At 43.0% G+C, this 23,235-nt stretch carries 17 protein-coding genes; 10 read left to right on the top strand and 7 right to left on the bottom strand.

Translation table 11 applies throughout. The features are described from left to right. Both AN394_RS01285 and AN394_RS21575 read left to right on the top strand, forming a co-directional pair. Positions 1-2,397 (top strand): ABC transporter permease, encoded by a 2,397-nt coding sequence (locus tag AN394_RS01285; RefSeq protein WP_055020629.1) that lies wholly within the window; start codon positions 1-3, stop codon positions 2,395-2,397. A 287-nt stretch (positions 2,398-2,684) separates the two neighbouring features. Then, positions 2,685-3,131: an REP-associated tyrosine transposase gene (locus AN394_RS21575; RefSeq protein WP_082401671.1), complete on the top strand. Its 447-nt coding sequence runs from the start codon at positions 2,685-2,687 to the stop codon at positions 3,129-3,131. 298 nt (positions 3,132-3,429) lie between these two features. On the opposite strand, the gene AN394_RS01275 is transcribed toward AN394_RS21575, so the two are convergent. After that, positions 3,430-3,957, bottom strand: a complete 528-nt coding sequence (locus AN394_RS01275) for a sugar O-acetyltransferase (RefSeq protein WP_054563024.1) — start codon at positions 3,955-3,957, stop codon at positions 3,430-3,432. 155 nt (positions 3,958-4,112) lie between these two features. On the opposite strand from AN394_RS01275, the gene AN394_RS01270 reads away from it, so the two are divergent. The 4 genes from AN394_RS01270 to AN394_RS01255 all read left to right on the top strand — a co-directional run bounded on the left by AN394_RS01270 (position 4,113) and on the right by AN394_RS01255 (position 9,804). Beyond that, complete coding sequence (locus tag AN394_RS01270; RefSeq protein ID WP_054552250.1) at positions 4,113-4,883, top strand: DeoR/GlpR family DNA-binding transcription regulator; 771 nt, start codon at positions 4,113-4,115, stop codon at positions 4,881-4,883. Between the two features lie 95 nt (positions 4,884-4,978). Continuing rightward, entirely contained in the window at positions 4,979-6,799 is a 1,821-nt protein-coding gene (gene glmS, locus AN394_RS01265) for a glutamine--fructose-6-phosphate transaminase (isomerizing) (RefSeq protein WP_055020628.1), read from the top strand. Positions 6,800-6,929: 130 nt separating this feature from the next. Next, the gene (locus AN394_RS01260) at positions 6,930-8,516 is read left to right on the top strand and encodes an amidohydrolase family protein (protein ID WP_055020627.1); all 1,587 of its coding nucleotides are present in this window, start codon (positions 6,930-6,932) and stop codon (positions 8,514-8,516) included. A 169-nt stretch (positions 8,517-8,685) separates the two neighbouring features. Next, on the top strand, positions 8,686-9,804 hold the full coding sequence (locus AN394_RS01255; protein ID WP_152968910.1) for an alpha/beta hydrolase: 1,119 nt from the start codon (positions 8,686-8,688) through the stop codon (positions 9,802-9,804). Positions 9,805-9,823: 19 nt separating this feature from the next. Here the strand turns inward: AN394_RS01255 and AN394_RS01250 are convergent, their stop codons facing one another. After that, positions 9,824-10,972, bottom strand: a complete 1,149-nt coding sequence (locus tag AN394_RS01250) for a serine hydrolase (RefSeq protein WP_055020625.1) — start codon at positions 10,970-10,972, stop codon at positions 9,824-9,826. A 404-nt stretch (positions 10,973-11,376) separates the two neighbouring features. Here AN394_RS01250 and AN394_RS01245 point away from each other — a divergent pair, with 404 nt between their 5' ends. The 3 genes from AN394_RS01245 to AN394_RS01235 all read left to right on the top strand — a co-directional run bounded on the left by AN394_RS01245 (position 11,377) and on the right by AN394_RS01235 (position 13,751). Then, positions 11,377-12,528: an RNA ligase RtcB family protein gene (locus AN394_RS01245; RefSeq protein ID WP_055020624.1), complete on the top strand. Its 1,152-nt coding sequence runs from the start codon at positions 11,377-11,379 to the stop codon at positions 12,526-12,528. Beyond that, positions 12,525-13,163: a peptide chain release factor H gene (prfH, locus tag AN394_RS01240; protein ID WP_055020623.1), complete on the top strand. Its 639-nt coding sequence runs from the start codon at positions 12,525-12,527 to the stop codon at positions 13,161-13,163. Before AN394_RS01245 ends, prfH begins: the two co-directional genes overlap by 4 nt. A 267-nt stretch (positions 13,164-13,430) precedes the next feature. Next, positions 13,431-13,751 carry a low molecular weight protein tyrosine phosphatase family protein gene (locus tag AN394_RS01235; protein ID WP_055020622.1) on the top strand — a complete coding sequence of 107 codons (321 nt, stop codon included), beginning with the start codon at positions 13,431-13,433 and terminating at the stop codon, positions 13,749-13,751. A 19-nt stretch (positions 13,752-13,770) separates the two neighbouring features. On the opposite strand, the gene AN394_RS01230 is transcribed toward AN394_RS01235, so the two are convergent. The 4 genes from AN394_RS01230 to AN394_RS01215 are packed head-to-tail and all read right to left on the bottom strand — an operon-like array spanning position 13,771 to position 18,112. After that, positions 13,771-14,586 (bottom strand): nucleotidyltransferase domain-containing protein, encoded by an 816-nt coding sequence (locus AN394_RS01230; protein WP_055020621.1) that lies wholly within the window; start codon positions 14,584-14,586, stop codon positions 13,771-13,773. Beyond that, positions 14,583-15,839, bottom strand: a complete 1,257-nt coding sequence (locus AN394_RS01225; protein WP_055020620.1) for a multifunctional CCA addition/repair protein — start codon at positions 15,837-15,839, stop codon at positions 14,583-14,585. The genes AN394_RS01230 and AN394_RS01225 overlap by 4 nt, the downstream gene beginning before the upstream one ends. A 15-nt stretch (positions 15,840-15,854) precedes the next feature. After that, complete coding sequence (gene rtcA, locus AN394_RS01220; protein ID WP_055020619.1) at positions 15,855-16,883, bottom strand: RNA 3'-terminal phosphate cyclase; 1,029 nt, start codon at positions 16,881-16,883, stop codon at positions 15,855-15,857. A gap of 2 nt (positions 16,884-16,885) precedes the next feature. Next, positions 16,886-18,112 carry an RtcB family protein gene (locus AN394_RS01215; protein ID WP_055020618.1) on the bottom strand — a complete coding sequence of 409 codons (1,227 nt, stop codon included), beginning with the start codon at positions 18,110-18,112 and terminating at the stop codon, positions 16,886-16,888. A 201-nt stretch (positions 18,113-18,313) separates the two neighbouring features. On the opposite strand from AN394_RS01215, the gene rtcR reads away from it, so the two are divergent. Further along, positions 18,314-19,906 (top strand): RNA repair transcriptional activator RtcR, encoded by a 1,593-nt coding sequence (gene rtcR, locus AN394_RS01210; RefSeq protein ID WP_235576232.1) that lies wholly within the window; start codon positions 18,314-18,316, stop codon positions 19,904-19,906. Between the two features lie 96 nt (positions 19,907-20,002). Here the strand turns inward: rtcR and AN394_RS01205 are convergent, their stop codons facing one another. Next, positions 20,003-23,218 (bottom strand): S41 family peptidase, encoded by a 3,216-nt coding sequence (locus AN394_RS01205; RefSeq protein ID WP_082422927.1) that lies wholly within the window; start codon positions 23,216-23,218, stop codon positions 20,003-20,005. Positions 23,219-23,235 lie beyond the last annotated feature (17 nt).

Genomic DNA, 23,235 nt, shown 5'->3' with positions numbered 1-23,235 from the left:
ATGATTTTAAGTTATCTGATCACCGCGCTGCGTGCGTTTAAAAACCAAAAACAGCACTTTATTTTAAATGTTCTGGGTTTAAGTGTGGGCTTAGCTGCGGCAATTCTAGTTGCTTTGTTTGCAAAAAATGAGCTTTCGTACGATAGCCAACAGCCACATGCTGAGCGTGTTTATCGCGTTGGACAAGACTTCTCAAAACTTGGTTTAGCTGTGGTGCCTATTTTTAATTATGTGCAGTCAAAGCAGGCCGAAGATTACAGCCAAGTTGAAGAAGTGTTCGGATTAACTATGGTCGAGTTGACTCGTGAAGCCATGGTTGATGTGAGTTACCGCAACCAAGGCTATAAGTTAAATGCCTTATATGGTGCTACAGCAAATATTGAAAACTTTATTGCTATGAAGACGATTGCGGGTGACTTAACAACAGCAATGAGTACACCAGACAGCCTAGCTTTAAGTGAATCAGAAGCACTGCGCATTTTTGGTCGCACCGATGTGATTGGTGAAACACTTACGCATGAACAAGGACAGTACACAGTGCGTGCCGTGTTTGCAGACTTAACAGACAACACTCACTTTGCCTTTAAAAACCTTGTTTATGTTAAGCATGATCCAAGCGAAATAGATATCAACAGTAGTTATGTTTATATGCGTGTAGCAGAGGGCACCGATACAGATGCATTAGCTAAAACCTTAACAGAACGCTTTTTTAGCGGTTCTATGTTGGAGCAAGTTAGTTTAGAGCTGCATCCATTACTTGATTTGCACCTAACGGCTAAATCACCGTTTGAGATGAAAGCGGGTGGTGCTAAACAAGTGGTGATGATCTGTGTTGGTTTAAGTGTGTTACTGATTCTTATTGCAGGTTTTAACTTTATCAATATGACCGTCGCTCAATCGACTAAACGTGCAAAAGAAGTGGGTGTGCGTAAAGCGCTTGGCGCAAGTAAAGGCCAGTTAGTAACGCAGTTTTTATCTGAATCTGTATTGGTATCAATGCTTTCAATGGTGATTGCATGTGCTTTAGTGGAACTATTTTTACCAAACTTTAACCAACTAGTAGACCGCGAATTGGTCGTGAATTATGCCTCTGAATTTGGCATTGCAATTATTGTGGTCGCAATTGCTGTGGGTATATTAGCTGGGCTTTATCCTGCATTCTTTATTTCGTCATTCAGTGCAAAACGCGTTTTAAGTGGAGACTTACAGCGTGGTAATACAGCAATATGGGTTCGTAAGAGCTTACTAACCTTACAGGCTTCACTAGCAATAGGTTTAATCATTGCCTCTATTACTTTGTTAAAGCAATTAACTTACTTACAAAGCTTACCTTTAGGCTATGAAACAACACAAAGATTGGTTATTTCAGAGCTACCTGTAGGCGAAGTATTCACAAAAGAAAAAAATGCCTTAGTTAACCGTATTAGTGCAATTCAAGGCGTACAGCAAACAACAGTTATTGATACCCGTTTAACTGTTTCAATCAATAATACACTTATGCCAACGTGGCCAAATGGTGAAGCATCTGGCAGCTTAACGCCTGTTGTAGGTGCAAGCTACGATGTTGTAAAAACGCTAGGGTTAAAACTGGTTGCTGGTCGTGACTTTAGCCGTGAATTTGCTGGTGATTGGGCAAGCCGTGAAAATGGAGTAACAAGTACGGGCACCATCGTGACTGAGTCTGTCGCAAGGCAAGCGGGTTACACTAACATGAGTGACATTATTGGTAAGGTAATTAAAGACTCAGGTCGCGGCGTAGATATGCGTGTTGTGGGTGTGGTTGAGGATGTAAAGGTAGGTAATGCTAAAGATGCCAACTCAAATATTATGTTCTTATGTGGCTTTAACTTTTTATCACCAGTATCAGAACTAATTTTAACGATTGATCAGCAAAACTTGCCTTACATTAAAGCTCAGATCGCTGAAGTATTAGCAAGCTCAGCCAATATCTATGAGCCAAAAATTAACTTACTCGCAGACAACTACAAAACTCTGTTAAAAGGTGATGAGCGAATTTCGAATGTGGTTTTAATCTTTACCGGTCTTGCTGTGCTCTTAACTTGTTTAGGTACCTTTGGTTTGGCTTCGTTTGCAACAGTGCGTCGTCAAAAAGAAGTGGCCGTTCGAAAAGTGCTAGGTGCATCACGCATCAGTATCGTAAATATCATTGCTAAAGAGTTCTTATTGCTGGTGGGCGTGAGTATTGCTATTGCGTATCCAGTGACTTACTTGTTAGTTGGTGATTGGTTAGCAAACTTTAATGACCGTATTGAACAAGCTGTATGGGTATATTTAGTTGCTGCCGTCGCGGTGGCTGCCATTACTTGGGTTACTGTTGCAAGTTTAGCCTTTAAGGCCGCAAGCACCAGACCATCACTTATCTTACGATATGAATAACAGTTAACTAACTCCCAACTATAAGCCCAGCAATACAGCTGGGCTTTTTTTACTCGCTAAATACCTGTTTGGAGTGTTATTGCCATACATGGCGATCTTCGGCAAGGAGTGCTTTAGCGCGTTAGTATGTATTTTTTGTCGCCATAAATGACGACCTACGGTAGGACGTGCTTTAGCGCGTTAGTGTGTATTCTTTGCCACCATAAATGACAATCTACGTAGGACGTGCTTTAGTGCGTTAATCTACTATATTTAATGTTCTACAATTTTATGAAAAAGGATTTTTCATGAGCTGGAGCCATTTAAAGAAAGGACGAGTTTCAATTCAATCAGGTGAATATTTCATAACGTTCAACTGCCATAACAGAAAAGCACTGTTCAGTGATCATAACTTAGCAAAAGTATTTTGTAGGTGTATTGAAATAAATGAATTAATACATCAATGTTGTTGGTTAACTTGGGTTCTTATGCCCGATCATTTTCATGGTTTATTAAGGCTTAGTGATAGTAGCTTGGGTAAAACAGTTGGTCATCTAAAAGGTCTTTCTGCAAGAGAGATAAATAAGAGACGCAGTTTTTCGCAAACAGTGTGGCAACCTGCTTACTATGATCATGCACTACGTAAAGATGAAAGTAGAATAGCAGTAGCCAGATACATAGCAGCAAATCCTTTACGAAAAAAGCTAGTTGATAATTTAGGTAGTTATCCATATTGGAATTCTGTTTTTTTGTGATTGGTTGTCGCCATAAATGACGACCTACGGTAAGACGTGCTTTAGCGCGTTAATATGTATTCTTTGTCACCATAAATGACGACCTACGGTAAGACGTGCTATAGCGCGTAAGCATGTATTCTTTGTGTCGCCATAAATGACGATCTACGTAGGACGTGCTTTAGCGCGTTAATATGTATTCTTTGTGTCGCCATAAATGACGATCTACGTAGGACGTGCTTTAGCGCGTTAGTATGTATTCTTTGTCGCCATAAATGACAACCTACGGTAGGACGTGCTTTAGCGCGTAAATATAGGCTTAAAGGTCTTTGACCTTCACCGCAGGGTTACCTGCTACTAGGGTATTTGCCGCGACATCTTTGGTAACTATTGCCCCTGCGCCAATCACGGCATTATCAGCAACTTTAATACCCGCAAGTATAATAGCGCCTGCACCAATCCATACATTGTTGCCAATGCTAATCGGCGCTGCAAAATTAGCTTTTGCTAAACGCTCGGTTGGGTTTACTGCATGCGATACCGCGAGTATTTGTACATTAGGGCCTATTAAGCAGTCATCACCTATCGTAATTTGCACATCAGATAACGGCGCATCGAGCACAGTACAGTTAATATTTATGAAGGTTCGATCACCTATTTTAATACCACTACCGTAATCACAATGAAAACCCGCTTCTATAACAACCTGCTCGCCACAGTGAGCAAACATGCCTCTTAGACGTTTTAAATTGCCTTTACTTGGGCTTTTGGCAAATAAACGGCAAATTTCATGGGTATTTTTTCGTTGTTCGAGTAAGGACTTATCGAGGCTATTAAACTCTTTCATGGGGCATGTTCATGGTTATATTTGCCAATAGCTTAGCGTGTTGGTGATGAAGATCAAAATTAAAGCTGTGTAGGTTAATGATCATTCACTTGCCATTTATATTGTTTCGTTTAAAATCTCAAAACTTTCGAAACGAAACTTATGTGGTTCACTTTATGACAAAACGAAACACTCAACAACGTCGCCATACAATCTTAAGCCAAGTGAATGAACTTGGTGAAGTTGCTGTTGAAGCGTTAGCAGAGCAGTTTCAAACATCTGAAGTGACGATACGTAAAGATCTGACAGCCCTTGAAAAAAGTGGCTTGTTGCTACGCCGTTACGGTGGTGCCATTGCACTGCCACAAGAAATCGTTGCAAATAGCAACGAGAAAAGCGACTCGCTTCGCAAAATGGCAATCGCCCAAGCGGCTGCAAAGCTTATTAAAGATCATAACCGCATCATCATTGATAGCGGTCGCACTACAGCGGCGATGATCCCTGAGCTTGCTAGTAAACGCGGTTTAGTGGTGATGACAAATGCTATTAATGTCGCTAACCGACTGCTTTCATTAGAAAATGAACCAACACTTTTGATGACCGGCGGAACTTGGGATCCACATTCAGAATCGTTTCAGGGCCAAGTTGCAGAGAATGTTCTACGCTCTTACGACTTTGACCAACTCTTTATTGGTGCCGATGGCATTGATATTGATAGAGGTACTACAACCTTCAATGAATTAGTGGGGCTTAGCCAAGTGATGGCTGAAGCAGCCCGTGAGGTAGTGGTGCTGGTAGAGTCAGAAAAAATTGGCCGAAGAATACCGAATTTAGAACTGCCTTGGCAGCGTGTTACCACCGTTATCACAGACAACAACCTAAGCGCAGACAAGCGCGAGGCGATAACAGCATGTGGTGTACAGCTGATCTGTGCAGAAATTGAATAACCCGTAATAAGACCGACAACATCTTATTACGCATCGTTTATGACAACACATCTCGCCCAAAGTAAAACACTTTGGCATGTGCAAAAGGAGAGATTATGTGTGGAATCGTAGGGGCTGTTGCAGAACGCCCAGTAAATAAAATTCTTGTTGAAGGCCTAAAGCGCCTTGAATACCGTGGCTATGACTCGGCAGGTGTGGCTTTACTTAAAGGTACTGAGCTTAACACTGTAAAAGCAGTAGGTAAGGTTGCTAACCTTGAAGCGGCACTGAATGAAGCCGCTGTAAAAGGCACTACAGGTATCGCACATACGCGCTGGGCAACTCATGGTGGCGTAACTGAAGCGAATGCTCACCCACATGTTTCGAATAGCGAAATTGCTCTTGTTCATAACGGTATTATCGAAAACCATGCCAGCCTACGCGATGCACTTAAAGGCGACGGTTATGAGTTTTTATCAGAAACAGACACTGAAGTTATGGTGCACCTTATTCACCAACTTCGCCAACAACACGATACGCTTTTAGCAGCAGTACAAGCTGCTGTTAAGCAGTTTGAAGGCGCATTTGGTACAGTTGTTTTTGATAAAGCGAACGACAACGAAATCATCGTAGCGCGCTCTGGTAGCCCACTGGTGATTGGTTTAGGTCTTGGTGAGAACTTTATTGCCTCTGACCAACTTGCTCTATTACCTGTTACTCGCAGTTTTATTTACCTTGAAGAAGGTGATGTTGCACGTATTACCCGTGACAGTGTTGAAATCTTTGATGCAAACGGCGACGCAGTAGAGCGCGAAGTGATTGAATCAAACATTACGCAAGATGCATCAGGTAAAGGCGAATATCGTCACTACATGCTGAAAGAAATTTACGAGCAGCCACTTGCTGTACGTAACACCCTTGATGGCCGCCTAGTTAATGATACTGTAGCGATTGATGCCTTCGGCGATAGTGCTCAGCAAATCTTTAAAGATGTAAAACACGTACAAATTATTGCCTGCGGTACATCATATCACTCAGGCATGGTTGCTCGTTACTGGCTTGAGCAGTTTGCAGGCGTAAGCTGTAACGTTGAGATTGCCTCTGAGTTCCGTTACCGCGAATCATTTGTACATGAAAACAGCTTACTTGTGACCATTTCACAGTCTGGTGAAACAGCCGATACGCTTGCTGCACTTCGTCTTGCAAAACAGCAAGGTTACATGGCGTCAATGACCATTTGTAACGTGCCGGGTTCATCGTTAGTACGTGAATCTGATTTAGCCTTTATGACTAAAGCCGGTGCTGAAATTGGTGTTGCATCAACTAAAGCCTTCACCACACAACTTGTTGGCTTACTAATGCTAACAGCATCTATTGCCCAAGAAAAAGGCTTAGATCAAAGTGCGATTGTGAATGCAATCAAAACACTTCCTAACAAGTTAGAAGAAGCATTATTGCTTGCAGAAGGGATTGAAGATTTAGCTGAAGAGTTTGCTGATAAGCACCACTCACTGTTCTTAGGTCGTGGTTCACAATACCCAATCGCGATGGAAGGTGCGCTTAAGCTGAAAGAAATTTCGTACATTCACGCAGAAGCATACGCAGCGGGTGAGCTTAAGCATGGCCCTCTTGCGTTGATTGATGCTGACATGCCTATCATTGTTGTAGCACCAAACAACGAACTACTTGAAAAGCTTAAATCAAACGTAGAAGAAGTACGTGCCCGTGGCGGTATTATCTATGTATTCGCAGACAAAGACTCAGCGTTTGAATCTGACGAAACAATGCGTGTAATCAACGTAAACCATGTAGATGACGTTATTGCTCCAGTTGTATATACAATTCCATTGCAGCTACTTTCATACTACGTTGCGGTTATTAAAGGCACCGACGTAGACCAACCTCGAAACCTAGCAAAATCGGTTACGGTTGAGTAAGTTAAAGCATCAAGAGCCGGCTAATTAGCCGGCTTTTTTGTGCCTGTAATTTGCTTAATTACTGTTCACTGATGCAATTTGTATTGCAATTGATTAGGATGGTTAAACACTCTGGCTAAGGATAATAACAATGAAAAAGCGCAGTGTTTTAACCTCTATAGGATTGACCGTATTAGTACTCAGCTCGGGGATTGCTTATGGGCAATCTTTTGATCTCATCATCAAAAACGCGATGTTGCTCGATGGTCGTGGTGGCAAAGCGGTTCGCGCAGATGTTGGTATTGAAAGCGGCAAGATCACTAAAATTGGTGATATGGCGGCTGACAAAGCTCAACAAGTTATAGATGCCAATGGCAAGGTTGTAGCGCCGGGCTTTATCGATTTACATTCCCATGCTGAGCGTTCAATTGCAGAGCTGCCTCGGCTCGATAACTTAGTGCAGCAGGGTATCACCACTATTTTGGGCGGTAACTGTGGTTTTTCTCCTGTCGACTTTAAGCAATTTTTTGCGCAAACCGAGCGTTCACCTCTAGGGCCAAATTTAGCCTTATTAATTGGCCATAATGATGTTCGTAAAGCTGTTATGGGTGAAGAGCAACGACTTGCCACTGCTGATGAGTTAAAAGCAATGCAAGCACTGGTAGATAAAGCGATGCAACAGGGGGCGTTTGGTTTATCGACTGGGCTAAAATATGTTCCTGGTGTGTACTCAAACTTTGCTGAGGTAAAGGTGCTTGCCGAAACCGCTCATGCTCAGCATGGATTTTTTGCCTCTCATATGCGGGACGAAGGCGCAGAGATTGTCACGGCAATGAATGAAGTGCTCGATATTGCAAAAGAGACCGGTATTCCTGTGCATATCTCTCATCATAAGCTGATTGGTCATCCAAATTGGGGTGAGAGTAAGCACACTATTCAGATGATTCGCGATGCTCGCAAAGTGGGTTTCGATGTCACCCTCGATCAGTATCCTTACACGGCTTCTTCTACGCGATTTGCTATATTATTTCCTGCATGGTCATTGGCTGGTGGCCAAGCTGAAGTTGAAAAGCGTCTACAAGATCCAGAGTTAAGGCAAAAAATAAAACAAGGCTTGATCAAAAATATCCGTGAAGACAGAGGCGGTGGTGACCCCGCAAGGCTGCAAATAGCGCATTATACGGCAAACCCTGCATGGGATGGGCTAACCTTTGCTGAAGTATTAAAACGTGAAGGGCGAGCGCAAAGTATTGACGAAGCCGCTGAACTTGCCATGGAAATTCAAGCAAATGGCGGTGCTCAGGGGATCTTCCACGCTATTAATGAAGATGATGTTAAGTACATCATGGCTTACCCAATTACTGCAATCGCCACCGATGCGGGTGGTTCAGAGCTTGGTCAAGGCAACCCACATCCACGCGGGTACGGCACCTTCCCCAGAGTACTAGGTCATTATGTGCGTGAACAAGGGGTAATTTCGTTACCAGATGCAATACGTAAAATGACCAGTTTACCTGCAGCAAGAATGGGCCTAACTGACCGAGGAGTGATAGCACAAGGCTATGCTGCTGATATTGTTATACTCGACCCTGCGGCGGTTGCTGATAAATCAACGTTTAGCGCACCACATCAGTACGCAGAAGGAATTCAATACGTCATTATTAATGGCCAAGTCATTAAATCACCGGATGGCATGACGGGTAAAAGCGCTGGGCAAATATTGCGCCATACGCTTTAGCTAAAAGAATGACTTATATGTACTTTTATACGAAAATGTACATAAGTTATCTTTGTTTGTACCTGCAATTCTGTTAGCTTAAAAAATTACCAATATTTCTTAAGGATAAGTCGTGCGACTATTTAAGTTACTCTGTATTAGTGGTTTTTTACTCTGTACTAGCCATGTAATGGCTCAACCAGCTGCAGATGATGCGGTTACACATTACAGCCAGCATACGCATACTATCGAATCAAGTAATCTTAGTGAGCAACGCACTGTCGTTGTGCAATTGCCAAAAAGCTATCAAACACATCCCAACAAAAGGTATCCCGTTATTTATCGTTTAGATGGGGCCGGTAATTTACCATTGATTAATGCTGTGCTTGAGCGCTTACAACAAAATGATCAAGCGCCAGAGGTGATTGTAGTTGCAATTGAAAGCACTAATCGACTTAGAGATTTTTATCCGACAGTGAACAAAGAACCACAAGGGCCTGTTGGCGAAGGCGGTGGTGCAGCAAAGTTTTTAGCTTTTGTAGAGCAAGAACTGATGCCTTTGGTTAATAAACAGTATCGTACTCATGATTATAGAGTTATCGCAGGAGCCTCAGCTGCGGGTGTATTTGCTCTTTACGCTATGCAGGCTGACCCTGAGTTATTTCAAGCGCACATTGCTTATAGCCCTGCGGTATGGTGGAACTATGGCGCCCCTGCTAAGAGTCTAAATGCCTTTGTTACTAAAGCCAAAAGTATTAACAGCTATGTATATATGAATATCGGCGAAGAAGCCGGCATTATGCGCGAAAGATATGATGATATGCAGCAAACGATGCAAAATAGTAAAGTGCAAAATTTGCGCTTTAAGAGCGACGCCTTTGCAGGCGTTTCGCATAACCTAACCTCAGCTGCTGGGGCATTTAATGCGTACCATGGCTTATTTTTATCTAAACATATGCCTTTGAGTGCATTGGGCGATGATGTTTCATCAATTGATGCTTATTATCAACGTTTATCTCAGCAATGGGGCGAGCAAATAGCGCCACCAGACCGCGCTGTTAGGATGCTGGGTTACAGCTTAACGGATAACCAGCAATTTGAGCGGGCTATTGAGGTGTTTAAGTACAATATCAAAAACTACCCTAAATCAGCGTATGCACTGTCAGCTTTGTCATATGGCTATGAAATGCAAGGTAATGTTCGCCAAGCATTAGTTCAAATTGAGGCTGCAATCGCTGTTGCCGATGACTCTTATCCCTACCCAGATTACTTAAAAGAGACAAAAACGAGGTTACAAGGGCTGCTATAGTTAAGTTGCCTTAAACAAATCAATGGTCTTGGTGATAATAGCTCAGGGTTTGTAGGGCAAGCGCGAATACATCTGCGCTGTTATCACCATTAACGTTTTTAACCACAGTCACCGCGCGTTGATGTTCAACACACATAATGGTCATAGTAATGCCACCCATACTACAGCCAGAGTGCATCACAGCATGTGGCATGTCGGCCATCAATGCTTGTAGTTCAGTATTTTGTTGGTATTTTTCTCTTTGCTGATAGTTTTTGAAACCTGTCATCCAACCAATACCAAAATTGACCTGTTCACCATTATTGAGTGTGGCAGGAGTAAACATTTCATCCACGGTGCTTGCTTTTAGATAATTGCCTAGCGTGTGAGCTACTGCAAACTTGACGATATCACTTGGTGTTGCAATAAACCCACCGCCTGCCCATTTATAGCTGTGATCGGTCTGCGGTGAGTTAATTAAACGGCCCTGATCAACGCTATAAGGTCTTGCACGATGTGGGATCAGGGTAAACTGCTCATCAAAATATGTGTCGTTTAACTTGAGTGGCGCGAAGACTTCTTGTTCGATAATTTGTCGAAAGTTGCGTTTCGGATCAGCGCCTTCCATCGCAGCGCTAACTAATGTCCAAGCAAATGTTGAATACTGCTGTTTGGTGCCCGGCTCAAACCGTAGGGGATCATTTTTAAACATGGCTAAAGCGCTATCAATATCGCCATACCATTTGTTGAGTAAAAACTCATTGGCGCCTTTTTTGTAATGGCGGATCCCTGCGGTATGTGACGCAAGCTGACGGAGTGTTAAAGTTGCGTGTTTCTCTGGCCAGTTAGTTACATAGTCGGTTACAGGTTTGTCTAAGTTAATCAACCCCTTGTCGTAAAGGCGCATCATAGCGGCAGTGGCAATAAGTTTAGAGACACTGCCAATGCGAACCTTATGCTCGGGACTCATTAAAACTTGGTTTTCGATATCGGCAAAACCATAACCCTTTGCTGCGATTATTCCTGATTTATCGGCTACCGCGACAGTAATGCCCGGCACCGTTTTCGCACTTACCGCCGATTGAAAGGCGGCATCAATCGCTTGTGGTAGTTCAGCTGCGCTAGTGACATGGGCAGCAATCAACAGTGGTAAGCTGATGAGTGAGCGAGCTATACGGTGTTTGAGCATGGCGGCATCCTTTTTGAGTAACCTTGCAGTCACTCTTGTTATTATTTTTAAGGCATTTTTAGATTGCTCAAATTTTCTCTAGATGACAACCCATAGTCGCTTAATTGCACATTTTTCACGTTGTGATGAACATTTAAAAAGGGCGTAAATAACAACGATTGATTATTTTTTAGTTGCTTTCACTTTTTAAGGTGTTTACAATCGCCGCGATTTTAACCATTCACACACTGTAGAGGAGTAAACAATATGACTTATACAACTTGTTCCTTTGCAGGTCGTTTTCTTGCCTAGCTCGAAGCTATTTCTTTATTAGCTTTTCAAAGCTAAGCCTGATCAATTAATCAAAGACCTGCCAAATCATTTTTCGTTAGCATTTTTCTATTGCAGAGAAAGGAATTGGTATTATGGGCAAGTCCGTCCAAAAACTTACTGATAACGTTAGCCTTATTGCGTCTAAAGAGTCGTGGATTGAAGGGCTAGCAATACAACAATTAATTAAAACTTCTGAATTACCTGGTATGCACGCTGTAGCGGGTATGCCCGATTTACACCCAGGTCGAGGTTACCCCATTGGGGCTGCCTTTTTTACAGAAGGTAGAATTTATCCCGCTTTAGTGGGGAATGATATTGGCTGCGGTATGTCGCTTTGGCAAACCAATACTAAGTTAGCCAAGTTAAATGTAGATAAGCTCGCAAAACGCTTAAGCGATGTTGAACAGCCACTAGATGAAAGTTGGCACACATTGATTAGCGAGCGAAAACATGAACTGGCTATCACACAAACTGGTTTTGATAGCGCCCTTGGCACCATAGGTGGTGGCAATCATTTCGCCGAATTTCAGGCGATTGAAGAGGTGTTTGATCAACAAGCCTTGCTTGCTTTAGGCCTACAACCTAAACAATTGCAGCTATTGGTGCATTCTGGCTCTAGAGGGTTAGGGCAAGCTATTTTAGTTAAGCATATTGCAGAGCATAACCATGATGGCCTTGAGGTAGTAAGTGATGCCTTTACAGATTATATGGCCAAACATGACGAAGCACTGCGTTGGGCTCAGTTAAACCGAGAACTGATCGCACGGCGTTTTTTACAAGCTATTCGCGCTGGTGGCGAACAGGTTTTAGATGTAAATCATAACCTTGTAAGTCAATCACAGATTGCAGGACAAGCGGGCTGGTTACATCGAAAAGGCGCTACACCTAGCGATCAAGGGGCTGTGATGATCCCGGGCTCTCGCGGTGATTACAGTTACTTAGTTAAGCCAACGGCGGAGCAAAACGTAAACTTACGCTCCCTTGCACATGGCGCTGGTCGCAAATGGAAGCGTGGAGAATGCCAAGGCCGTTTGAGTCACAAGTTTAAAAAGGAAGATTTATATCGCACTGCGTTTGGTAGCAGGGTGATCTGTAATGATAAAACGCTGCTTTATGATGAAGCACCACAAGCTTACAAAGACTGCCAAACAGTTATTGATGACCTAGTTGATGCAGGGCTGGTTACTGTAATTGCTAAATTAAAGCCTGTGCTTACCTTTAAAACACAAGGAGCGTGCGGATGATCTTAGTGCAATTATCGTCAGGGGCGGGCCCTTTAGAGTGCTGTAAAGCGGTGGCTATGGCAGTTAAGCGCCTTGAGTGTGATGCTAAAGCGTTAGCTATTAAGGTGAATACTCTCGCAGTAGAGCAAGCTGAGCTTTCAGGCTGCTACAAATCGGTATTGCTTGAATTAACCGGTGCTGAGCCGCGAATTTTAAAACAGTTTGCTCAGCAATGGCATGGCTCGATGTTGTGGGTTTGTCAAAGCCCATTCAGAGCAAGGCATAAGCGTAAAAACTGGTACTTTGGCGGTCAACTATTTGAAATGGCAGAGCAAAAATTTGATTGCGAGATCCGCTTTCAGCAATGCCGCGCAAGTGGCGCGGGAGGCCAACATGTAAACACTACTGATTCGGCTGTTCGTGCTACCCATGTTGCGACAGGAATTGCTGTTCGCGTAGAGAGTGAACGAAGTCAGCATGCGAATAAGCGTTTAGCCCGAGCTTTGTTAATGCAAAAACTGGCAGAGCAAGCTCAGCAGGCTGCAAGCCAGCAGCAAAAGTCGCGGTGGCAACAACACAATGAGCTACAACGGGGTAATCCGATTCGTACGTTTAAGGGCCCTGAATTTAGCCAGACTCACAAAGGAAAAGGTTAGCAAACAACATGGAAAACTGTTGATACCCAAACCATCTCAAGATGCGAGTTTCAGTTGGAATTAAAAGCGATTTAGGCAAGGCATTGATTGCAAGTAATAGTGGTTCTATTGTTAAGATCAATAACGCAGTATAAATCGCTTTTAAACCAACCCTTTGGGCGCTTCACAGGCACTTACTCTCATCGTTGTTACTTCTTAAAAGGGACTGCCATTCTTGCAAAGTAACGCCTTGATATTAAACACCGGTGAAACGCTGAATTCTGTATTTTGAGGTGGCTTGGGTATCTATGTAGCCGTAACCAGTGGCGTAGCCCAACGGCAGAAAAGGTATTCAACCAATACAATGGCATTAAAGCCCGCTCTGCAGGCACAAGCCCACGAGCGAGGCACACGGTAACAACCGCTGATATTAATTGGGCAGATATAATTTTTGTGATGGAACATAAGCATAAACAACGCCTTAAAGCGCAGTTTAGCCGTTTATTACAGCACAAGCCGATTCAGGTACTCGATATACCCGATGAGTTCCAATATATGGATGAGGCACTCATTGAAACTTTAGTTGATGTCGTAAATCAATACTTGTAGAAAAACAGATACAGTGAGCTTAGGATTCACTGTACCTTGCTAATGTTTCTTTAAACAACTGATTTAAAGCATCAAAATCGACGACTTTCTTCTTTACGTTAGCTGTGTAGTTTTCATGCCGTGTTAACTCTGCTTCAATAAACTCATTAATTACAGGCACAGCTGGCGCGTATTCTTTTTCTAGGCTTACCCTTTTTCGGGCGAGCAAATCTGAAATCGCAGCATCCAATGCAAGGTTCTCTTTGACAAGCTCCCTTAGTTTATCAAACTCAATCGGAGCTGGTTCATCGTATTTTTCGAGCCACATAATCGCCAGTAGTGGTCGTAATACGTAAAAGTATTTCTTCAGCGGAACGCGCTCTTTTTTCAGATACTCTCTAAAGTTACCTTTTGCCATATGCAGGTAATGATAAATGCCTTTATGAGATGACACTATCTGTGGCATTAGCCGCTTTGCATGTGCAGCAAAATAGCCATCATCAACATACACTATGGGTGATTGTATCCACTCAATAAACGCGGGATTTGATTTGCTGAATAGTTTGAGTGCTTTACGAATATCCCAACCATTTATATCGATTTCATCGACGATTGGGTATTCAATTACATCTCTTTGCTCTTCAACATCAATTGCTACATACCAATCTTTAGCATGCGCATAAATAAAGCGCACATCATAATCACTGTTAGGACTTGCAAATCCCCATGCTCGGCTACCCGACTCAATAGCAAATAACACTTTAACGTTATGTTCTGCTTCTGCCGCTTTTATGCGTCGCATTATTTCAGCTCTTACACTGTCATCGATTGCTGAGTGTGCTGTTGTGTTATTCATTTTGTTTCCTTACTACTTTGCTCTGTGAGGTAATCTCGTAGTTGCTTTATTTCTGCTTCGCGAACTGCTTTTCCGATGGCTATGCCGCTTTTACCTTGGCGTATTGCTTGTTGCACAAGTGCTTTTTTATCTAGCTTGTTTAGTTGTTTGACTAAATCCAGTGCAAGTGTTCGCTGCGCATAAGGCCGATCTATAAAACTTGGTCCCCGTCCTTGCGCATCACACTGACACGCATCCAAAAACTGCAAAAACCGCGCAGGCTTATTTTGCGCATTTAGCTTGTCGACAAGTAATTTATGTACTGTTTTTGGTGTTAGCTGTGCGATTTTGTGACAACGCGTATGATTGTCACTGGTTAATGCTGCCAGCTCATAAAACCGTTTAGGCACTTTTAAACGCTGACAAAACGCCTTGATCACTGCTACGCCGCGTTGTTCATGGCCATGTAAATTACCGTTTAGCTCAAAGCTCGTCGCCTTGCCAAAATCATGCGTTAATGCGGCAAAGCGAGTTTCTACATCAAAATTTAGCTGAGCCGCTCTTTGCAAAACTAACAGTGTGTGGGTGTAAACATCGCCCTCAGGGTGGTGTTCTTTTGGTTGGGGAACACCACTCATTGCATCTATTTCTGGAAACACACCTAAACCATACAGCGTCTTGAAGTAAAGCTCAGGGTGAGGCTCAGCAAGTGCTTTTTCGGTTTCTTTCCAAACCCGTTCTGGCGTTAAATAAGCTAATTCACCTTGTTGGTGTATTTGCATCATTAATGCCTTGGTTTCCGGATGTATACTAAAGCTTTCACCAAAACGAGCTAAAAATCGAGCCACTCTCAGTACACGTAATGGATCTTCAGCAAATGCGGCTGATGTATGTCTAAGTACTTTGTTATTTAAATCTTGTTGGCCGTTAAATGGGTCTATAAGCTCGCCATCGGCACTCATCGCCATTGCATTGATAGTTAAGTCACGCCTTGCTAGGTCATCTTCTAGAGTTACGCTGGTACTGGCATTCACCGTGAACCCTTTGTAACCACGACCTTGTTTTCGTTCAGTGCGAGCTAGGGCATATTCTTGCTTGGTGGTTGGATGTAAAAAGACTGGAAAATCACTACCAACAGTTTCAAAACCTAGGGCTAACATGGTTTCTGGTGTTTCACCCACAACAACAAAATCTTGATCAGCTGCCGCTCTGTTTAGCAATTTGTCGCGAACTGCACCGCCGACTAAATAAACATGTTTTAATGTGTTTTCCATTGCCGATCATCCTAATTAGGTATCAGTTAATGATACCTGCCAAAGGTTATCATCAAGCTGAGTAAACGTTATCTCTACATGGAAAAGCGTTTTTATGACCTCTGCATTGGTTAAGCTGTGCAAGCTTGGTTCACTAGTTTTGAACTCGCCTTTACCGGCCAAAGCTAATGGCAAGAGCAACTGATCTGCCAGATATTCTTCTACTGCCGCTGCTGATTGGGTAAATTGTGTAACCTGTTTTACGGCTTTGAGAGCCACCTTTTGTGCTGCAATACCATGTTGACCAATAACTTCAAAAATACTGTTATGAGTGTCTGATGTTATCTGTAGCTGCAAGCTGTTTCCTGCTCCAATACTTTCTACTCGAGTTATCGTGGTTTCAGCGCCTGCCCAATCAAGGTACTGTTTTACAGTGCTAATTTCACGCTTCGCAACATGCCCCGGTAACTTGTTAACAAGTACTTTAATCGCCTTTTTGGCATCCTTAGTTGGCTGTGCAAAATGCGTAAAGGGCTTTAATGTTTCACACGGGTAAATGGTTAACTGCCATTTGCCACCACCGGCAGGGTAAAAGCCATACTTGGCAACTGTGAGCTCACAATACACCCCCATTTTTGCTAAAGCTGGCAAATAACAGTGCTCAAAAAAGCACAGTGAAGGTGACATGCCATTATGTGTGCCACCCTCAAAGGTTATGGTAGAGGGCTGCTTTGCTGTCGCTAATGCCAGTAATACAGTTTGGCATACAAGCGTTGTACTGCCTGCTGTGCCAATCGCAAAGTGATAATCCCCCGCTTTTATTTGTTTAGGCGCAAAGCGAATATGGTTTGAGCCCAATTCAACTCCTGCAGTTTCGGCATCACAGATTTGTTGTGCTGCTAACACACAGGTTAGGTGCTGGCGTAACAGGCCAGGCTTTTTTCGCTTGGCACGAATATTAACGACTTCAATGGCTTGCTTGGTTAACATGGATAAGGTGAGGGCGGTGCGAAGTACTTGCCCTCCGCCTTCACCTTGTGCTCCATCGATTATTAAATAGTTCATTATCATCCTTTTACGCAGACTATTTGCTTTAGTGTATGTACAACCTCAACCAAGTCTTGCTGTGCTGCCATAACCTTTTCAATATCCTTGTACGCATGCGGAATTTCATCAATCACCGCGGCATCTTTACGACATTCTACCCCTTGGGTTGCCGCTATTTGATCTTGAATATTAAAGACCTTTTTAGCTTTTGTACGTGACATGACTCGGCCAGCTCCATGACTACAGCTATTAAAGCTATCTGGGTTTCCTAAGCCGCGAACAATAAAAGAGCGCGCTCCCATACTTCCGGGAATGATCCCCATTTCCCCTTTTTGTGCACGTACAGCTCCTTTGCGTGTTACAAAACAATCTTTGCCAAAGTGATGCTCACGTGAGATATAGTTATGATGACAGTTAACAGCAAGCTCCGCGGTTTCAAAAGCGATAGGTATTTGCTTTTTAAGCGCTTTGATTGCGTTAAACATCATGATCTCTCTGTTTTTAGCTGCAAAATCTTGCGCCCATTCTACAGCCTCAACATAGTCATCAAAGTATTCGCTTCCTTCTTTCAGATACGCAAGATCCATATCAGGTAAGTTGATTTGATGACGCCCCATCTCTTTTTTAGCCAGCTCGATAAAGTAAGTGCCTATGCGGTTACCAACTCCTCGGCTACCTGAGTGCAGCATGATCCAAACTGCATTGTTTTCATCTAGGCAAAGTTCTAAAAAATGATTGCCTGTGCCCATCGTACCTAGGTGATTTACATGATTACTGTTTTTAATTGCAGGGTGCTTAGCGCAGATTTTCTCAAACCGCTTCTCAAGTTTTTGCCACTCACCTGCAACAACATCAGGAATATTATGCCAAGCACCTCGGTCACGAGCTCCTCTACCACGGCCCGTTCGACCATGTGGTACCGCAGCTTCAAACGCATGACGAATTGCCGCCAGATTATCGGGCAGTTGCGAAGCCGTTAACGTTGTTTTAGTTGCAACCATACCGCAACCAATATCAACACCTACCGCTGCGGGGATCACTGCATCTACAGAGGGAATGACGCTACCTATTGTGGCGCCTTTGCCCATGTGAACATCTGGCATGACCGCGATATGAGAATGAACTAGCGACATTTGCGCAATATTATTTAATTGAGCAATAGCTGCATCTTCAAACGGTACGCCTTTTGTCCATGCCTTTATAGGTACCTGTCCTTGTTGTTCGATTGTGTTGTAGTTATTACACATAATTTGAATCACTCCTAATTAATCACACTTATCTATTCCAAGAGCTGTGCCACAACTAAAAAAGAGTGTTTTTTATTTCTTAACATAATGATTTTTATGTTTTTTATTCTGTTTTTGTAGTTTGTGCTGTGTGATGAGGTACTTGACGATAGTGTTATTTGGTATTTAAATGGATACAGTTTCTATCTGTAAGGATATATTTTGAAAAGTGCGATTGTGGTGAGTATTCTCGGAACTCAATTAGACTATGTGGGTAAGCGCGTTGACCGTTGGGCAAGATGGCGACCCAATGTCAGTTTATGTAGTCAAGAAGAGTTCATCGTTAATAAGCTGTATATGATGCATGACACTCATAGCTCGCGTTTAGCGAATAATGTTGCAGTAGATATTGAGTCAGTTTCCCCAGAAACCACGGTATGCCTTGAAAATATTAACTTTATAGACCCTTGGGATTTTGAAGAGGTTTACGCCAAGCTCTATGATTGGTGCCATCAACAGCGTTTTGATACTGAACAGCACGATTACTTTTTTCATATCACGACTGGCACCCATGTTGTGCAGATATGTATTTTCTTATTAACCGAGAGTGGTCATTTTCCTGGGCGTTTAATTCAAACATCACCCGATAAGCATAATCAAAATAAAGCGACAGGTAAGATTCAAATTATTGATTTGGACTTATCTAAGTATGATCAACTTGCCACTCGTTTTGATAAAGAGCATTTAGAAGGTAATGCATTTTTAAAAGGCGGTATTCAAACTAAAAACAGTGCATTCAATAAGTTGATTGCGCAGATTGAAGTTGTGGCTATTCGTTCAGATGATCCTATGCTTCTGACGGGCCCTACGGGAGCTGGTAAAAGCCAGTTGGCAACGAGAATTTATAAACTGAAAAAGAAGCGCGCCATTTTAAAAGGTGAGCTTGTGTCGGTTAACTGCGCCACGTTACGTGGTGAAAATGCCATGGCTGCTTTGTTTGGCCACACAAAAGGAGCCTTTACAGGTGCTCAAAAAGAGCGAAGCGGTTACTTACTAACTGCAAATAATGGTGTGCTGTTTTTAGATGAAATTGGCGAGCTTGGTTTAGAAGAGCAAGCAATGCTGTTACACGCCATTGAAAATAAGACCTTTCATCCAGTGGGCAGTGATCAAACTGTTGCGAGTGATTTTCAACTAATAGCTGGCACTAACAAAGATTTAAAAGCCGAAGTCGAAAAAGGGTTGTTTCGTGAAGATTTATTAGCGCGTATCAATTTGTGGAGCTATCAGTTACCGGCATTAAAAGACAGAAAAGAAGATATACCAGCCAATATTGACTATGAAATGGGTTTATTTGAGCAAAAAACTGGGCAGCGAATTCAATTCAATAAAGAAGCAAAGCAGCTGTTTGAGCAGTTTGCTATGTCGAAGCGAGCGGTATGGCGGGGAAACTTTCGTGATTTAAGCTCTGCAATTACTCGTTTATGTACTTTAGCGAGCTCTTCGCGTATCACCGTGACTGATGTTAATGACGAAATCGCACGGTTACAAGAATCATGGCAATCTAATGTGCAACCAAAAGCGTCTAATCGCCTTGCTCACTATTTGTCAGAAGAGCAAATAGCGAATTTAGATCAGTTTGATATTGCTCAGTTAAATTATGTGCTTAGTATCTGTGAGCAGCATTCAAGCATGGCCTCAGCTGGTCGTGAATTATTTGATGTGAGTCGTACCAAAAAAGCACAAGCCAATGACTCAACTCGATTACAAAAATACTTACGTAAATTCAATTTAGCATGGTCTGACTTAGCTTAAATTATTTGTATATACAAGTTAAAAGGTAGTTCTTTTAATTAAAAATAAACCCCGCATTGCTGCGGGGTTTTTTGCTTTTTAACAACCAGTTAAGAATTAAAAGTCAGTCGGTGCTGCTGGCACGGTGAGTGGCTTTTTCGGGTTGTCTTTTAGCTCTTTTAATAGCTCTTCTACGGCACGTTCAATCGATGGATCTTTACCTTGGTAGATTAGCTCTGGGCGGTCAACAACTTTAATGTCTGGGGTGACACCTTCGTTTTCGATGATCCAGTTGCCATTGTTATCTAAAACGCGGAATGTTGCCGCGATAACTTGGCCGCCATCGACAAGGCTTGGGTTACCTGAAATACCAATTAATCCACCCCAAGTACGGGTACCAATAAGCTTACCTAACCCTGCTTGGCGGAAGTAGTAAGGAATAGCATCACCGCCTGAACTTGAGTAACCATTGATCAGCATGGCTTTTGGACCATCATGAGCAAATTGTGGTGTTTTCGTTGGCTCAACACCGCGGCGCTTCCAATAGTTAAGTGGTTTACGAGCAAGCCAAGTGATCATGTGCTCAGGAATAAAGCCACCGCCATTGTATCGGTCATCAATAATCATGGCATCTTTGGTGGTTTGCGGCATGTAGTTTTTGAACATGGCGCGGTTACCCTCAAACGCTGTATTTGGTAAGTGAACATAACCAATACGACCATTTGATAGCTTATCAACGTAGGCTGCACGAGAGTTAACCCAGTCTAAATAACGCAAACCTTGCTCGCTCGCTACAGGCTTAACGGTAACTTGCCATGCACCTTTGCTGCGCGGTTTACTGTTAAGGACTAGCTCAACTTGCTCACCTTGAGTGTTCTCTAGTAATTCGTAGAAGTTAGCTACGTCTTTTACTGAGCGGCCATTTACGGCAATGATGTAGTCGCCGTTATGTGCTTTTACCCCTGTTGTGCCAAGTGGTGAGCGGAAGTTTTCATGCCAGTTTTCACCTTGGAAGATTTGCTCAATTTTTACGTATCCAGATGGATCGCTGGCAAGTTTTGCACCCAATAAGCCGTGCTTTTTACGCTCTGCTTTTGGCATATCACCCGACTGCACATAAATGTGGCCTGAGTTAATTTCACCTGCGATTTCACTGAGAATGTAATCTAGGTCACTACGGTGTGAGATAGCATCAGCCATAGGTTGATATTTGGCTAAAATTGCGTCCCAATCTTGGCCGTGATGGTTTTCATCGTAGAACCAATCACGTAATGTACGCCAGCCTTCAACATACATTTGCTGCCATTCAATTTGCGGCTCAATTTTTAAGGTCATGTTACTAAGATCAAGCTTATTCGCTGCTAGGTCTTGTTTTGCTTTTGGCTCAATTAAGCTGTAATCGTTACCCGCATGCACTAACAGGTGCTCACCGTTGCTCGAAATAGTGTAGCTGCTTACCCCTTTAGCCACAGTTTCAAGCTCGCTGTCATGAGCTGTGCCTATTAATTGTAGGCCGCCATTAGCCAGTGTTAGCACGCCACCTTTTACAGCCGTTAAACCGCGATAATCTCCAGCCGGTGCATTTAAAGCGGTAACGCGCTGCATAAAGTCGCTGCTTTGCAGGGTATTTTTCGCTTTCTTGTCGTCATCTTTTTGTTTATCGCTGACGATCGCTGTTTCGTCACTTTGTAGTGCAATAAGTGGTTTGATGCTGTCATTTACGGCAGCGGCATAAATACGCGTTGCGCGATTAAACATGTAGTCAAACTCGTAGCTGCTAAAGGCTAAGTTAAAGTCGCGCTCAGAACTAAAATACAGGTATTGACCATCAGGAGAGAAAGTTGGGTTTTGCTCATTGGTCATTTCATCCGTTAAGCGAGTCACTTTCTTTTTATCAATATTGTAGTGCCACAGTGAGGCATAGCGGTTTTCATTGTTTTTTACATACACAATGTCTTCGCTATTTGGTGACCAAGTATACTGGCGAATACCTTCTTCATCGTAGATGCTGGTATCAATTTTGTGTTGTTTACCTGATTTTGCGTCTATCCACCAAAGTGTGTGGTTTTTATCTGCAAATAACAGTTTTGAGCTATCTGGTGACCAAATAGGTGTAAAACGCCAAATAGTTCCGTTGCTGGTTAGCTGCTTGGTGGCATTATTTTTACTGCGGTCTTTTAAGTAAATTTCGTATTCGCCACTTTCATCGCTCATATAAGCAATATAACGGCCATTTGGCGACCAACTTGCGTCAATTTCGCGGCCTTTTGCTGTATAAGATAAGTTACGTGTTGGGCCTTGTTTAACCGGTACGCTAAATAGCTCACCGCGGGCAGTAAAGAGTGCACGCTTACCATCATGAGAAATCGACATTGAGTCGATAAAGTCACTCACATTTTTTGTGTACGGCATTGCGTATTGACGCACACCAGCAATGTTAATGCTCAGCTTGCTGCTTTTTTGAGTTTTTGGATCAAAGCGATAAAGGTAACCACCGTTTTCATAAACAACAGCATTTGGGCCAGCTGATGGCCACAGTACGTCAAAGTCTTTATGGTTGGTCAGCTTTTTCGGCTCAGCGCCTTTTTGGTATTGATACAAGTTAAGTGTGTAATCTCGGTCAGATACAAAGTAAATGTTGTCGCCAACCCAGGTTGGTTGCTGATCGGTAGCGCGATTAGTGGTTAGCTGCTCTGAGGTATTGTTTTTTAGATCGTAAACCCAGACATCTTGCGCACGACCGCCACGGGTACGCTTCCAAGTACGAAATTCACGGTCAATTGGCGTGTAAACATATTTACTACCATCTGGCGAAAGCATACCGCCGCCAGTTTCTGGAATAGCCAGAGGCTGCTCAAGGCCTCCGTCAGCAGGAACCATGTATGGACGACCCATACGTTTACCCCACGGTGTGCGGTTAGCACGAAACACCACATTTTTGCCATCCGCAGTCCAATCGAGAACACGATAATCAAAACCGCCGCGTGGTGGCATTGGGCCAACATCGTTGTAGTAAGTCAGTTGTTTTAAGCCAGAACCATCGCTGTTAATTACATAAATTTGGCGGCTGCCATTGTACTCGGCTGCAAAGGCAATGCGTTTACCGTCAGGTGAAAACTTAGGGAAAGTTTCAAAGCCAATATGGTCGGTTAAGCGTTTGCTCTCGCCTGTTTGCGTATTAGCAATGTAAATATCACCACCGTAAACAAAGGTAACATTTTGGTTATGAATATCAGGAAAACGCAGTAAGCGCGTGTCTTTAGTTTCGTAAGCTGATGCCCAAGGTGCCAGTGTCGCAGCCATGGCCAGTGCCAACGTTGTTAGTTTTTTCATGGGATTACATCCTATAT

Source organism: Pseudoalteromonas sp. P1-26, assembly GCF_001401795.1.
Lineage (GTDB): Bacteria > Pseudomonadota > Gammaproteobacteria > Enterobacterales > Alteromonadaceae > Pseudoalteromonas.
Note: the sequence above shows the minus strand (reverse complement) of the source record. Positions and strands in the feature narration are given on the sequence as shown.